The sequence below is a fragment of the Streptomyces jeddahensis genome, from assembly GCF_001642995.1.
Classification (GTDB): Bacteria; Actinomycetota; Actinomycetes; order Streptomycetales; family Streptomycetaceae; genus Streptomyces; species Streptomyces jeddahensis.
In genome coordinates this window covers 1-13,026 of sequence record NZ_LOHS01000033.1, presented here as the reverse complement: position 1 = coordinate 13,026, position 13,026 = coordinate 1, and the positions used below count along the sequence as shown (strand labels likewise).

At 68.8% G+C, this 13,026-nt stretch carries 11 protein-coding genes and 2 tRNA genes; 4 read left to right on the top strand and 9 right to left on the bottom strand.

Annotated features, from left to right (window positions below; all coding sequences use genetic code 11):
- The first annotated feature begins 55 nt into the window (after positions 1-55).
- On the top strand, positions 56-1,063 hold the full coding sequence (locus STSP_RS03890) for a hypothetical protein (protein ID WP_067272033.1): 1,008 nt from the start codon (positions 56-58) through the stop codon (positions 1,061-1,063).
- Between the two features lie 78 nt (positions 1,064-1,141).
- On the opposite strand, the gene clpX is transcribed toward STSP_RS03890, so the two are convergent.
- The 5 genes from clpX to STSP_RS03865 form a co-directional block, all read right to left on the bottom strand.
- On the bottom strand, positions 1,142-2,428 hold the full coding sequence (gene clpX / locus STSP_RS03885; protein ID WP_067272030.1) for an ATP-dependent Clp protease ATP-binding subunit ClpX: 1,287 nt from the start codon (positions 2,426-2,428) through the stop codon (positions 1,142-1,144).
- Between the two features lie 158 nt (positions 2,429-2,586).
- A complete protein-coding gene (locus STSP_RS03880; RefSeq protein WP_067272028.1) occupies positions 2,587-3,282 on the bottom strand; it encodes an ATP-dependent Clp protease proteolytic subunit in 696 nt (231 codons plus the stop codon).
- 53 nt (positions 3,283-3,335) lie between these two features.
- Positions 3,336-3,944 carry an ATP-dependent Clp protease proteolytic subunit gene (locus STSP_RS03875; protein ID WP_198547256.1) on the bottom strand — a complete coding sequence of 203 codons (609 nt, stop codon included), beginning with the start codon at positions 3,942-3,944 and terminating at the stop codon, positions 3,336-3,338.
- Positions 3,945-4,477: 533 nt separating this feature from the next.
- Positions 4,478-5,866: a trigger factor gene (gene tig / locus STSP_RS03870; RefSeq protein ID WP_067272023.1), complete on the bottom strand. Its 1,389-nt coding sequence runs from the start codon at positions 5,864-5,866 to the stop codon at positions 4,478-4,480.
- 187 nt (positions 5,867-6,053) lie between these two features.
- Positions 6,054-6,130 (bottom strand) — tRNA-Pro (locus STSP_RS03865).
- Positions 6,131-6,451: 321 nt separating this feature from the next.
- On the opposite strand from STSP_RS03865, the gene STSP_RS03860 reads away from it, so the two are divergent.
- A tRNA-Gly gene (locus STSP_RS03860) sits at positions 6,452-6,522 on the top strand.
- Positions 6,523-6,724: 202 nt separating this feature from the next.
- Here the strand turns inward: STSP_RS03860 and STSP_RS03855 are convergent.
- Positions 6,725-6,919 (bottom strand): hypothetical protein, encoded by a 195-nt coding sequence (locus tag STSP_RS03855; RefSeq protein ID WP_067272103.1) that lies wholly within the window; start codon positions 6,917-6,919, stop codon positions 6,725-6,727.
- A 623-nt stretch (positions 6,920-7,542) separates the two neighbouring features.
- Here STSP_RS03855 and STSP_RS03850 point away from each other — a divergent pair.
- Entirely contained in the window at positions 7,543-8,769 is a 1,227-nt protein-coding gene (locus tag STSP_RS03850) for an acyltransferase family protein (RefSeq protein ID WP_067272020.1), read from the top strand.
- Positions 8,770-8,804: 35 nt separating this feature from the next.
- On the opposite strand, the gene STSP_RS03845 is transcribed toward STSP_RS03850, so the two are convergent.
- Both STSP_RS03845 and STSP_RS03840 read right to left on the bottom strand, forming a co-directional pair.
- Entirely contained in the window at positions 8,805-9,245 is a 441-nt protein-coding gene (locus STSP_RS03845; protein WP_067272101.1) for an HD domain-containing protein, read from the bottom strand.
- A gap of 254 nt (positions 9,246-9,499) precedes the next feature.
- Positions 9,500-10,648: a PP2C family protein-serine/threonine phosphatase gene (locus tag STSP_RS03840; protein ID WP_067272017.1), complete on the bottom strand. Its 1,149-nt coding sequence runs from the start codon at positions 10,646-10,648 to the stop codon at positions 9,500-9,502.
- A 161-nt stretch (positions 10,649-10,809) separates the two neighbouring features.
- Here STSP_RS03840 and STSP_RS03835 point away from each other — a divergent pair, with 161 nt between their 5' ends.
- Positions 10,810-12,039 carry a GNAT family N-acetyltransferase gene (locus STSP_RS03835; protein ID WP_067272015.1) on the top strand — a complete coding sequence of 410 codons (1,230 nt, stop codon included), beginning with the start codon at positions 10,810-10,812 and terminating at the stop codon, positions 12,037-12,039.
- 39 nt (positions 12,040-12,078) lie between these two features.
- Here STSP_RS03835 and STSP_RS03830 read toward each other — a convergent pair whose 3' ends face one another.
- Complete coding sequence (locus STSP_RS03830) at positions 12,079-12,891, bottom strand: Fpg/Nei family DNA glycosylase (RefSeq protein WP_067272012.1); 813 nt, start codon at positions 12,889-12,891, stop codon at positions 12,079-12,081.
- Positions 12,892-13,026: the final 135 nt, after the last annotated feature.

The following is a 13,026-nucleotide window of genomic DNA, read 5'->3' as shown; positions in this document are numbered from 1 at the left end:
CGGTTCCGGAAGGATGTCAGGGACGCATAAACCACAGAGGGGGACTGAGACCTCGATGAGCTACAACCAGCCGGGCCCGTACGGCGGTCAGCCGCAGCAGCCCGGGCCGTACGGCCAGCCGGGCCCCTACGGCCAGCCGCCGCAGGCACCCCAGCCCGGCTACGGCTACCCGCAGCAGGCCCCACAGGGACCCCCGCCGCAGCCGGGCTACGGGTACCCGCAGCAGGCTCCGCAGGGGGCCCCGCAGGGCGTCCCGCAGCAGCCGAACCCCTACGGCCAGCCGGGCCCGTACGGGCAGCAGCCTCCTTACGGCCAGCAGCCTCCGGGGGCTCCGTACGGCATGCCGCAGCCGCCGGTGCCGGGAGGCGGCAAGAAGAAGACGGGCATCATCGTCGGCGCGGTCGTCGCGCTGGTCGCGATCGGCGCTGGCGTGTGGTTCTTCACGGCGGGCGGTGGCGGCGGCAGCGTCGCCGACGACGGCAAGAAGTACAAGCTGACGACGCCGGCGACGGTGCTCAGCGAGTACAAGAAGCAGTCCTCGTCGGACAGCGGCGGCCTGGCCGGGAGCGACCTCGAGGAAGCCGAGAAGTGGGGCGTGACCAACCCCAAGAACGTGAACGGCTCTTACATGGCGGGCTCGGGCGCCAGCCAGAAGATGCTCAACCTGGGTGGCGTCTACGGCGACGTCGAGGACCCGGAGAAGGTCGTCGACGGCATGTTCAGCGAGATGAAGAAGAACTACTCCCAGCAGGGCTCGGACGGCGAGAGCATCAAGCTCATCGGCAGCCCCGAGGAGTTCACCCCGGCCGGCTTCGAGAACGGCATCATGAAGTGCCAGGAAGCCGAGTTCAGCATCGGTGACACCGGCGGCATCGGTGACACCGACACGGGCACGCCGAGCAGCTTCACGATGCCGATGTGCGTCTGGGGCGACCACAGCACCATCGGGTTCGTCGTGTCGTCCGACGCCGCGGCCGCTGTGACGGGCAAGGGCATGTCGCTCGAGGACGCCGCCGCTCAGACGGCCAAGGTGCGCAACGAGGTTCGCGTCGAGATCAAGTAGTCGCCTCGCATGCCATACCTGAAGGGGGTGCCCGGCGAGCTCGCCGGGCACCCCCTTCGACGTCCTGAGCGCGTCCGCTTACGCGGACTTCTGCTCTCCCGGCCCGCGGCCCCGCGCGTCCCGCGGGATCAGCGTCGGGTTGACGTTGGAGTGGACGACGTCCGGGGTGATGACGACGCGGGCGACGTCCTTGCGGGACGGGACCTCGTACATCACCGACATCAGGACCTCCTCCATGATGGCGCGCAGGCCTCGGGCGCCCGTCTGGCGGAGGATCGCCTGGTCGGCGATGGCCTCGAGGGCCTCGCGCTCGAAGTCCAGCTCGACCCCGTCGAGTTCGAAGAGGCGCTGGTACTGCTTGACCAGCGCGTTGCGCGGCTCGACCAGGATCTGCAGCAGCGCCTCCCGGTCGAGGTTGTGCACCGAGGTGATGACCGGGAGGCGACCGATGAACTCCGGGATCATCCCGAATTTCACCAGGTCTTCGGGCATCACGTCCTCGAACTGGTCCTTGGCCTCCATCTCGCGCTTGGAGAGGATGGTCGCGCCGAAGCCGATGCCCTTGGCACCGGCCCGGGACTCGATGATCTTCTCCAGGCCCGCGAAGGCACCGCCCACGATGAACAGGACGTTCGTCGTGTCGATCTGGATGAACTCCTGGTGCGGGTGCTTGCGGCCGCCCTGCGGCGGAACCGAGGCGGTGGTGCCCTCCAGGATCTTCAGCAGGGCCTGCTGCACGCCCTCGCCGCTGACGTCGCGCGTGATCGACGGGTTCTCGCTCTTACGGGCGACCTTGTCGATCTCGTCGATGTAGATGATGCCGGTCTCGGCCTTCTTGACGTCGTAGTCGGCGGCCTGGATGAGCTTCAGGAGGATGTTCTCGACGTCCTCGCCGACGTAGCCGGCCTCCGTGAGCGCCGTCGCGTCGGCGATGGCGAACGGGACGTTGAGCATCCGGGCCAGCGTCTGGGCCAGAAGTGTCTTGCCGGAGCCCGTGGGCCCCAGCAGCAGAATGTTGGACTTCGCCAACTCGATGGCGTCGTCGCGGCCTTGGGAGCCGCCGTTCTCACCGGCCTGAACCCGCTTGTAGTGGTTGTACACAGCGACCGAGAGGGCCTTCTTCGCGGCCTCCTGGCCGACGACGTACCCCTCGAGGAACTCGTAGATCTCACGGGGCTTGGGCAGTTCCTCCCAGCGCACCTCGCTCGTCTCGGCGAGCTCTTCCTCGATGATCTCGTTACAGAGGTCGATGCACTCGTCGCAGATGTACACACCGGGGCCTGCGATGAGCTTCTTGACCTGCTTCTGGCTCTTTCCGCAGAACGAGCACTTGAGCAGGTCGCCGCCGTCACCGATGCGTGCCACGAGGTGCTTCCCCTTCGCCTGGGAGACGCCACGTTCAGCGGCTCCTGGTGCCTCATATCCGACGGTACCTTGCCGGGCCCCCCGTTCGGGCCCCCCTTGGCGCGGTTGACTGTGACGTACACACCGTGCCAAGGGGCGGCAATGCTACTGCGCCTGCGTCAGACGACCGCGGCGTTATTCATCTTCCGGGTGGAGATGATCTGGTCGATCAGGCCGTAGCGCAGCGCTTCCTCAGCGGTGAGGATCTTGTCGCGCTCGATGTCCTCGCGGATCTTCTCGATCGGCTGCGTGGAGTGCTTGGCCAGCATCTCCTCCAGCTGCGAGCGCATCCGCAGGATCTCGTTCGCGGCGATCTCCAGGTCGGAGACCTGGCCGCGGCCCGTCTCGCTGTACGGCTGGTGGATCAGGACACGGGCGTTGGGGAGCGCCATGCGCTTGCCCGGGGTGCCCGCCGCGAGGAGCACGGCTGCGGCGGAGGCGGCCTGGCCCATGCAGACCGTCTGGATGTCCGGCTTCACGAACTGCATCGTGTCGTAGATGGCCGTGAGCGCCGTGAAGGAGCCGCCGGGGCTGTTGATGTAGACCGAGATGTCACGGTCGGGGTCCATCGACTCCAGGCACAGCAGCTGCGCCATGACGTCGTTGGCGGAGGCGTCGTCGATCTGGACGCCGAGGAAGATCACGCGCTCCTCGAAGAGCTTCGCGTACGGGTCGTACTCGCGGACGCCCTGCGAGGTGCGCTCGACGAAGCGCGGGATGACGTAGCGGGACTCGGCGCGGGGGCCGGTGTACTCGGCCTGCCCGCGCTCGGCGCGCAGGCGCTCGTACAGGCCGCTGCCGGGGAAGTCGTTCACGGTTGTTCTCCTAAGGCCTAAGGGCTGTGGCGGTGGCTGGGGGCTGAAGGGGCTCAGGCAGCCCCGGTGCCGCCGCCGCCCGGCATACCGGCAGCGGTGGTGATGACCTCGTCGATCAGGCCGTACTCCTTGGCCTCGATCGGGTCGAACCAGCGGTCGCGGTCCGAGTCGCGGGTGATCTGCTCCACGCTCTGGCCGGTGTGGAAAGCGGTGAGCTCCGCCATCCGCTTCTTGGTGTGCAGCAGCCGCTCGGCGTGGATCTTGATGTCCGACGCGGAGCCCGCGAGGCCCGCGGAGGGCTGGTGGATCAGGATCTCGGCGTTCGGCAGGGCGAAGCGCTTACCGGGCGTACCCGCGCTCAGCAGGAACTGACCCATGGAGGCCGCCATGCCCATGGCGATGGTCACCACGTCGTTCTTGATGTACTGCATGGTGTCGTAGATCGCCATGCCCGCCGTGATCGAGCCGCCGGGGCTGTTGATGTAGAGGTAGATGTCCTTGTCGGGATCCGAGGCAAGGAGCAGCAGCTGCGCGGTGATCTTGTTGGCGATGTCGTCGTCGACCGGCTGGCCCAGGAAGATGATCCGCTCGTTGAGCAGCCGGTTGTAGACCTGGTCGCCGAGGCCGCCACCGATGGAAGGCTCGCCGGCGGCGGAGGGCATCAGATTCGTCACGTATCCACCTGCTCGTCTTACGACGGCGCCGGGCCGTCTCACGTCTTCTGCTTCAGGCTGGGACCCCGCCGTGTAACCGTCTGCCGACGGCGTGTGGGGACTCCCCTGCCCTCGTATTCATGGACCCTAACGCGCAGGCAGGCGGGTGCCATCCCGCATTCGGAACTGTTCGCTGTGAGCGCAGGTTCCTTGGGGTCGGGTACGAAGTCGGGTACCCGGGGCTGGTTCCGGTGCACCTGACGGTTCGTGGCGCCGTCGCGCGGGGGCTGTGCCCACCCGTTCCGCCCTGCGGAACGCCTGCCCACAGCGCTACAGGGGGAGCGCCGCGCCCTACCGCTGTGGGCAATCGTTCCTCCCCCAGTGCCTTAAGGGCCTGGGAGGTACCCCCAGGGCGGAACGGGTGGGCACAGCCCACGACGGAGGGTGCCCTTCAGCGCGTACAGGGGCCCCCGTAACGGCCGACGGGCCCCGAGGTGCCGCAGCACCCCGGAGCCCGTCGTTCAGCGCGGGAGACGCGAGGCTCAGGCCTCCGGCTTCTCCTCGGAGTCCTCGGAGGCCTCCTCCGAGGACGCCTCGACGGTCTCGCCGGTCTCGTCCTCCTCGTCGTCCAGGTCGACGACCTCACCGTTCGTGTCCTTGACCGTGGCCGCCTCGACCACGACCGCCAGCGCCTTGCCGCGGGCGACCTCGCCCACGAGCATCGGCACCTGGCCGCCCTGAACGACGGCCTGGGCGAACTGGTCGGGGGACATGCCGGAGGAGGCCGCACGGCGCATGAGGTGCTCGGTGAGCTCCTCCTGGCTGACGTTGAGCTTCTCCTTGGAGACCAGCTCGTCGAGGACGAACTGGGTCTTGATGCCCTTGATCGCCGCCTCGCGGGTCTCGGTGTCGAACTCCTCGACGGTCTTGCCCTGGATCTCCAGGTACTTCTCGAGGGTGAGACCCATCTGGCCGAGCTGGTGGTGCTCGAGGTTGTGCTTACGGGTGTTGATCTCGTCCTCGAGAAGCTTCTCGGGGACCGGGACCTCGACGAGCTCGAGCAGCTTGTCCAGCACCCGCTCCTGGGCCTGCGTGGCCTGGTCGTACTGCTTCATGTTCTCGAGGCGCTTGCGGCTGTCCGCCTTGAGCTCCTCGAGGGTGTCGAACTCGGAGGCGAGCTGAGCGAACTCGTCGTCCAGCTCCGGCAGCTCACGCTTGGCGACCTGGGTGACCTTGACGGTGACCTCGGCTTCCTTGCCGGCCGCCGAGCCGCCCTTGAGCTCGGAGGTGAAGGTGGCCTCAGCCCCGGCCTCCAGGCCCTTGACGGCGTCGTCGATGCCGTCGAGCAGCTCGCCGGAGCCGATGGTGTACGAGACGCCCTCGGCGACGCCGTCCTCGAGGACCTCGCCGTCGACCTTGGCCTCCAGGTCGATCGTCACGACGTCGCCGTCCTCGGCGGCGCGCTCGACCGGGGAGGTGGAGGCGAAGCGCTCGCGCAGCTCCTCCACGGCCTTCTCGACCTCTTCGTCGCTGACCTCGATCGCGTCGACCTCGACCTCGATGCCGGAGTAGTCCGGGATCTCGATGGTCGGGCGGACGTCGACCTCGGCGGTGAAGGTCAGCAGCTCGCCGTCCTTCAGCTCGGTGATGTCGACCTCGGGCTGGCCGAGGACGTTCAGCTCGCCCTCGTTGACCGCTTCGGTGTAGAGCTTCGGGAGAGCGTCATTGACGGCCTCCTCGAGCACGGCGCCGCGACCGAACCGCTGGTCGATGATGCGGGCCGGAATCTTGCCCTTCCGGAAGCCCTTCACCGTGACCTGCTGGTTGATCTTCTTGTACGCCGCGTCGAGGCTGTCCTTGAGCTCCTCGAAGGGCACCTCGACAGTGAGCCGAACCCGGGTCGGGTTCAGGGTCTCCACGGCGCTCTTCACGGTTCGGTCTCCTTGTGGCTGACTTCTTGGATTCTGCTGGGCCAGAGGGCCTCAGCGGATCGCGTCGCCCGGAAGACGTCAGATCTGAGACATACGGGCGCGCAGTCTGCATAGTAACGGCAGGTGGTACGCGCCCCAAAAGGCGATCAAGGACCCTGCCGGTCGAACCGGCCTCGGATCCCGGTGGTGGTCGGGGTGGCGGGATTTGAACCCACGGCCTTCCGCTCCCAAAGCGGACGCGCTACCAAGCTGCGCCACACCCCGTCTGGTGCGACACGTAGGGTACATGCCCGCAGGCAGTGCGGCTTCCGTAATTCGGGAGCGGCACCAGGCGACGGGCGGGGGCCACGCTCTCCGCGGCGGCGCGGTCACGCAGCGTGCGCCGCACCCGCGACCGCGAGTGCGGCGGGTTCGCCACCGCTGGTACGACAGGCTCACCACCAGGAGTGCGGCGGGATCCGCCACCGCGCGTGCAGCCGGATCGCCACCGCGCGTGCTGCCTGGTGACGGCGGGGTGTGCGGCGGAGGGGTGCGACCCGCTACGATGCTTCCGTGCCGCGGTCGGTGACCTGCGGCGCACGTTGTGCGGGCGTAGCTCAATGGTAGAGCCCTAGTCTTCCAAACTAGCTACGCGGGTTCGATTCCCGTCGCCCGCTCTGTGGCCTCCGGCCCGGTTCGCAGATTTTCGTGGACCGGGTCGGAGCTTTTTTTGCGGGCTGTACGGGTTCAGGGCACCCGCCGTCGTGGGTTGCACCCACCCTCCCCCACTGCCTTAAGGGCGTGGGAGGTGCCCCCAGCCATGCGGAACGATTGCCCACAACGAGAGCGGCGCACCTGCCCGCAACGGTGTGCCGTGGCTCAGAAGCTGATCGAGTTGATCGTGTCTGCTATCGAGTCGAGGAACCGGTTGATGGACGGGGCCATTCCGGTTGAGGCGAGGAAGAAGCCGAAGAGCACCGCGACGATCGCGGGGCCGGCCTTGATCGAACCCCCGCGGATCATCACCACAAGGATGATCGCCAACAGCACCACCACTGACAGCGAAATGGCCACACTGATCACACCCTAGGTCGGTCTGCTCTCCCGGCCCGGGGGGGTGCGACCCCGCACACCCCCGCTCAGAACCATCGTGCCACCAACCAGGCCGCGCTATGCGACGGGTGACGCATCGTCGGCCATGTGTACGGCGGCACCGCAGGCAGGCGCACCCTGGCGGCACTTGAACGTCACGCGCGCGTGCAGCAATTCGCTTGGCCAGTGCGTTCATCAATTCGGCTTGATCGTTTCCATGCCCACACAAGGTGTGCGCAGGGAATTCGAATTGTCGTCACAGGCACATCCGACTGTTACCACAGACACATCCGTGAGACTGACGACACATCAAAGTCACCACGAGAAAGCCAATGAACCGGACATTTCACCGGAGTCGCCCGCGGGCGTTATGCCCTAATTAAGGGGGATTAGTTCGGACGTAACGGTCAACAGGCTGCGCCACAGAGGAGATACGGATCGCTATGTCGGCTTCCCCGAAATCCCGGGTACCCGCAGGCCATAAGCAGATTCGAGTTGATGGTTTTACGAAATCCCACAGACAACGCTAGGGTGCCTCAGATGTTCCACGCTGCCTCGTCCCCCGTAAGCGCAGCCGTCATGCCGACCACTTGGTGGGAGGGCCTGTGACGAACTCGCTGCGACCGCACGGCGACCACAGAGCGCCACTCCCCCCGGCACAGGAGCCGGCGGCGGGAGTGCCGGGCCCGCGATCCCCGCGGACCGCCCAGGCGCCCGGCGCTTCCCCCACCCGGGGCCCCAACGCCCCGGACGACAGGGCGCCGAACGGCAGTGCCCCGGGCAACAAGCCCGCGAAGCAGCGTGACGCGTTCTTCGACAACGCCAAGTACCTGGCGATCGTGCTGGTCGCGATGGGCCACGCGTGGGAGCCCCTGACGGATCACAGCCGGTCCGCCGAGGCCCTGTACATGACCGTCTACACGTTTCACATGCCGGCCTTCATCCTGATCTCCGGCTACTTCTCGCGCAGTTTCGACATGCGCCCGGACCGGCTCAGGCGCCTGGTGACCGGAATCGCCGTGCCGTACGTCCTCTTCGAAGTGGCGTACTCCTTCTTCAAGCGGTGGGCCGACGACGATCCGTCGCACCCGATCAGCCTGCTCGACCCCTGGTACCTCACCTGGTTCCTGGTCGCCCTCTTCGTCTGGCGGCTCACCACCCCGCTGTGGAAGGTGGCCCGCTGGCCGGTGCCGCTCGCGCTCGGCATCGCGGTGCTGGCCACCGTCTCGCCCGACATCGGCGACGACCTGGACCTGCAGCGCGTCCTGCAGTTCCTGCCGTTCTTCGTCATGGGCCTGTTCATGAAGCCCGAGCACTTCCAGATGCTGCGGCGGCGTGAGGTCCGGCTGCTGTCCGTCCCCGTCTTCGCCGGCGCGCTCGTGGTGGCGTACTGGGCCGCCCCGCGCATGTCGTCGGCGTGGTTCTACCACCGCGACAGTGCACAGGAACTGGGCTCGCCCTGGTGGGTCGGTGTCGTGATGACGCTGGCGCTCTTCGGCTGCTCGATGGTGCTCACCGCGTGCTTCTTCGCCTGGGTGCCGCGTCGGCGGATGTGGTTCACGGTGCTCGGCGCGGGCACGCTGTACGGCTATCTGCTGCACGGCTTCCTCGCCAAGGGGTCGCGCTTCTGGGGCTGGTACGAGGACTACGAGTGGCTGCACAAGCCGCTGGGTGAGATCTTCGTGACCCTCGTCGCTGCGACGATCGTCACCGTGCTGTGCACACCGCCCGTGCAGCGGATGTTCCGCTTCGCCATGGAGCCGAAGATGGAGTGGGCCTTCAAGCGGGACGCGACGGAGCTGGCGCGAGAGCGGGCGAAGACCGCGGCGTAGGGCCAGCCGGCGGCCGGTCGGCTGTCAGTGGGCTGTCAGCCGGCCGAGAGGCCCAGCAGGTCGCGCATCGTCGCGTACTTCCGTGTCAGGCGGGCGCGCGTGGGCTCGTCGAGGAGGGCGAGGCGGGCCGGGTCGGCATTGCTGGCGAGGTCCGCCTCCTTCACCACGAGGGCGCCGGGAGTGGCCAGGATGCGCTGCGCGTAGGACTCCGGGGTCTCGTCCGGGCGCTTGGTGAGCGCCAGCACGATGTCCTTCGTGCGCTGCGTCAGCGGGGCGCCGTGCAGCCACTCCTCGGACAGCGCATCGTCCTCGACCGCGTCGTGCAGCCAGGCCGCCGCGATCTGCTCGTCGCTGCCGCCGCGGGCGCGGACGCCCTCGGCCACCTCCCGCAGATGCTCGGCGTAGGGGCGGCCCACCTTGTCGGTCTGGGCCGCGTGCGCCTCACGGGCGAGGGCCTCGACCTCGCCCGGCGTCATGATCTCGTGGGTGTCGTTCCGCGTCACACGTCGAGTGTCCCGCGTGGGCACCCCGACGGCCCCGGGCGCGGGCAAAGGATCCGCACCGGCAAGCAAAGGTTCGCGCGTCTGCACGCAAAGGTTCCCGCACCCGCCGCACAGCGTCGCGCCCGTCTGGCCGAGCGTCACCTGCAGAGCAGGGCGTCAGGTCTCCCGCAGACCGAGCGTCAGGTCTCCCGCAGACCGAGTGTCACGTCTCCCGGCAGCGCCGAGCGTCACGTCTCCCGGCAGATCAGCAGCAGCGCCCGGTCGTCGTTGACGTCCTTCGCCACCGCCTCGATCAGGTGCCAGGCCGCCCCGTGGAAGCCGCCCGCGACATAGCGGTCGGCCTCGCCGGTGAGGCGGTCTATGCCTTCCGAGATGTCCCTGTCCGCGGTTTCGACGAGACCGTCGGTGAAGAGCATCAGGACGTCGCCCGGGCGCAGTGTGCCCTTGACGGGGTCGAACTGGGCGCCGTCGTAGACCCCGAGCAGCGGCCCCTCCGCCGCCTTCTCCTCCCAGCGGCCGGTGCCCGCGTGCAGTTGTACGGCGGGCGGGTGGCCGGCGGTGAAGAGTTCGTAGTCGCCAGAGTCCAGGTCCAGGACGAGGTGGATCGAGGTGGCGAAGCCCTCGTCCCAGTTCTGGCGGAGCAGATAGCCGTTGGCGGCGGGCAGGAACGCATGCGGCGGCAGGGAGCCGAGGAGGCCGCCGAACGCTCCGGACAGCAGCAGGGAACGGGAGCCCGCGTCCATGCCCTTGCCCGAGACGTCCGTGAGGACGACCTCCAGGGTCCGGCCGCCGTTGGTGCGGGCCGCCACCACGAAGTCGCCGGAGAAGGACTGGCCGCCAGCCGGCCGGAGCGCGATCTCGCGGTGCCAGCCCTTCGGCAGGACCGGCAGTTTGCCGTGCACCCGGATCCGTTCGCGCAGGTCGAAGAGCATCGTGCCGCCGCGCCGCCACGGCACGCCGACCCGGCTGCGGAACTGCGCGATCAGCAGTCCGAAGAAGCCGCAGGCGGCCACCACCAGGACGGTTCCGGGCGTCACCCGGGCCGGGCCCTCCGCGTACGGACCGAGTCCGACCGACTCCACGATCAGGGCGGTCGCCGCCGCCGCGTACAGGCCGAGCAGGCTCGCGGGGCGCAGCAGCAGGCCGCCCGCCACGATCGGCAGGACGAGGGCGGCCGGGGAACACCACACGGGATTGACGAGCGTGACGCCCGCGATCAGCGGGACCGTCAGCAGCAGACCGGCGAGGGCTATCCAGTCGGAGCCGTCTCCGCGGAAGTAGTCGACACCCGATTTGCGCAGGCCGACGCGGACCCGGTGCAGTTGCCTCTTCATCCGGGCCGGAAGCGTCTCGGCTGCCGCGCGTCGTCGTGCCATTGCTCGGGACCTTATCCATCAGCCCAGGTCCCTCGCACGGGAGGTCCTACTTGTCCCCCTCATCAATCCGCTCGTCCCTCTCCCGAGGGGCCCTCGGACACTCCCGGAGCCCTGCGCGAAATCGGCTCGCCCATCCCAGAAGTCCCTGGTACTCATGGCATATGACGAGTGAACTGCGAGTGCTGCAACCGTCCGAGTGGGACAACTGGTACGGGAAGTTGGTGCTCGCGTTCGGCGGGGTGCCGGAGGCGGACGAGGAGCGGGCCCTGTGGCAGCGCCTCACCGAGTGCGAGCGGTCGCTCGGCGCCTGGGACGGCGACGATTGTGTGGGGACGGCGGGGGCGTTCTCGTTCAGGATGACGGTGCCGGGTGGTGCGCTGGTGCCCGCGGCGGGCGTCACGATGGTGAGCGTCGCGGCGACGCACCGCCGGCGCGGCCTGCTCACGGCCATGATGCGGCGTCAGCTGGACGACGTCCGCTCCTGGGGCGAGCCGCTCGCGGTGCTGACGGCTTCGGAGCCCGCGATCTACGGCCGGTTCGGATACGGCGCAGCGACACAGCAGTTGTCCGCCGAGATCGACACGGCACGCGTCCGGATCGCCGTACCGCCGGGCACGGATGACGTACGTCTGCGGTTCGCGGCCCCCGCCGATGCGGCGGAGGCGTGCGAGGCCGTGTACGCGCGGCGGGTGCCGGGACGGCCGGGGATGCTCGCCCGGCGGCCCGGCTGGGAACAGCTGCCGCTGCTCGACCCGGAGAGCGAGCGGCATGGCGCCTCACCTCTGCAGTGCGTGCTGGCCGAGCGGGCCGGAGAGGTCGTGGGCTACGCCCGCTTCCACAACAAGCCCGAGTGGGACGCCGCCGGTCCCAAGGGCACGGTCGTCCTGCGCGACCTGGAGGCGCTCGACCCAGCGGCGTACGCGGCGCTGTGGCGGTTCCTGTTCGAGATCGATCTGACGTCCGTGCTCGAGGTGCGCAACCGGCCCGTGGACGACGCCTGGCAGCAGCTGGTGTCCGACATCCGCCGGTGCCGGGTGCAGCTGAGGGACTCGCTGTACGTACGGCTCGTGGATGTGGGCGCGGCGCTGGAGGCGCGTACGTACCAGACGCCCGTGGACGTTGTGTTCGAGGTCGAGGACGCCTTCTGCCCCTGGAACGAGGGGCGTTGGCGGCTCACCGGCGACGGCAAGGGAGCGTCCTGCAAGCGGACGGGCGACGACGCCGATCTGGCACTGTCGGTACGGGACTTGGGCGCGGCCTACCTCGGCGGGGTGTCCCTGACGGCGCTGGCGGCCGCGGGGCGGGTGCGGGAGTTGCGGGCGGGGGCGGCGGCTGAGGCCGCGGTTGCTTTCTCGTCAGCGGTGGCGCCTTGGCTGCCGCACGGGTTCTAGGCAGGGGATTCCGTCCTGCGCCGGCCGCCGCGGACAGGTTCAGCCGGGCGGCTGGCAGCCCGGGCACCAGAAGAGGTTGCGGGCGGCGAGATCGGCGGTGCGGATCTCGCCGCCACAGATGTGGCAGGGCTGGTTGGCCCTGCGGTACACGTACACCTCGCCGCCGTGGTCGTCGACGCGCGGCGGGCGCCCCATCGCCTCGGGGGTGTGTTCGGGGCGCACGGTGTCGATGCGGTTGTTGCGTACGCCCTCGTGCATCAGCTCGACCAGGTCCGCCCAGATCGCGGTCCACTGGTCGTACGTCAGGTCCCTGCCCGGTCGGTACGGGTCTATGCCGTGCCGGAAGAGGACCTCCGCGCGGTAGACGTTGCCGACGCCCGCGATGACCTTCTGATCCATCAGGAGCGCGGCGATGGTGGTACGGCTGCGGGAGATACGCCGGTACGCGCGGTCGGGGTCGTCGCCCCGGCGGAGCGGGTCGGGGCCGAGCCGGTCGTGTATCGCCTGCTTCTCCGTGTCCGTGATGAGGGCGCAGGTCGTGGGGCCGCGCAGATCGACGTACGCCGTGTCGTTGAGCAGACGGAGGCGGACCGTCTCGGTCGGCGGGGGTGCGGGGACCTCGCCGAAGCCGACCTTGCCGAAGAGGCCGAGGTGGATGTGGACCCAGTCCGGGCCCTCGAAGCCGAGGAAGAGGTGCTTGCCGTGGGCTTCCGCGGTGGTGAGGACCGTGCCGGTGAGGAGGGCTGCGGCGTCTGCGAACTTGCCCTGCGGGCTGCTTGCCTGTGCCGGGCGGGCGCCGAAGCTTGACAGGTAGTCCTTGGCCAGGCGGTGGATGGTGTGCCCCTCCGGCACGGGTCCTCTTTTCTCGTGGTCCGCCGCTCCGCGGCGGGGCTTTCTGCCGCTCCGCGGCGGGGCTATGTGCCGCTTCGCGGCATGATTCTTCGCCGCTCCGCGGCGGGTTTCCCACCCGCCCGCCCTTTTTTGGCC

Bases quoted from the DNA above. Each gene is read 5' to 3' on its own strand.
- STSP_RS03890 (WP_067272033.1), top strand. From the start codon at position 56: ATGAGCTACAACCAGCCGGGCCCGTACGGCGGTCAGCCGCAGCAGCCC.
- STSP_RS03840 (WP_067272017.1), bottom strand. From the start codon at position 10,648: ATGGCACGACGACGCGCGGCAGCCGAGACGCTTCCGGCCCGGATGAAG.
- STSP_RS03835 (WP_067272015.1), top strand. From the start codon at position 10,810: ATGACGAGTGAACTGCGAGTGCTGCAACCGTCCGAGTGGGACAACTGG.
- STSP_RS03845 (WP_067272101.1), bottom strand. From the start codon at position 9,245: ATGACGCCGGGCGAGGTCGAGGCCCTCGCCCGTGAGGCGCACGCGGCC.
- STSP_RS03875 (WP_198547256.1), bottom strand. From the start codon at position 3,944: ATGCCCTCCGCCGCCGGCGAGCCTTCCATCGGTGGCGGCCTCGGCGAC.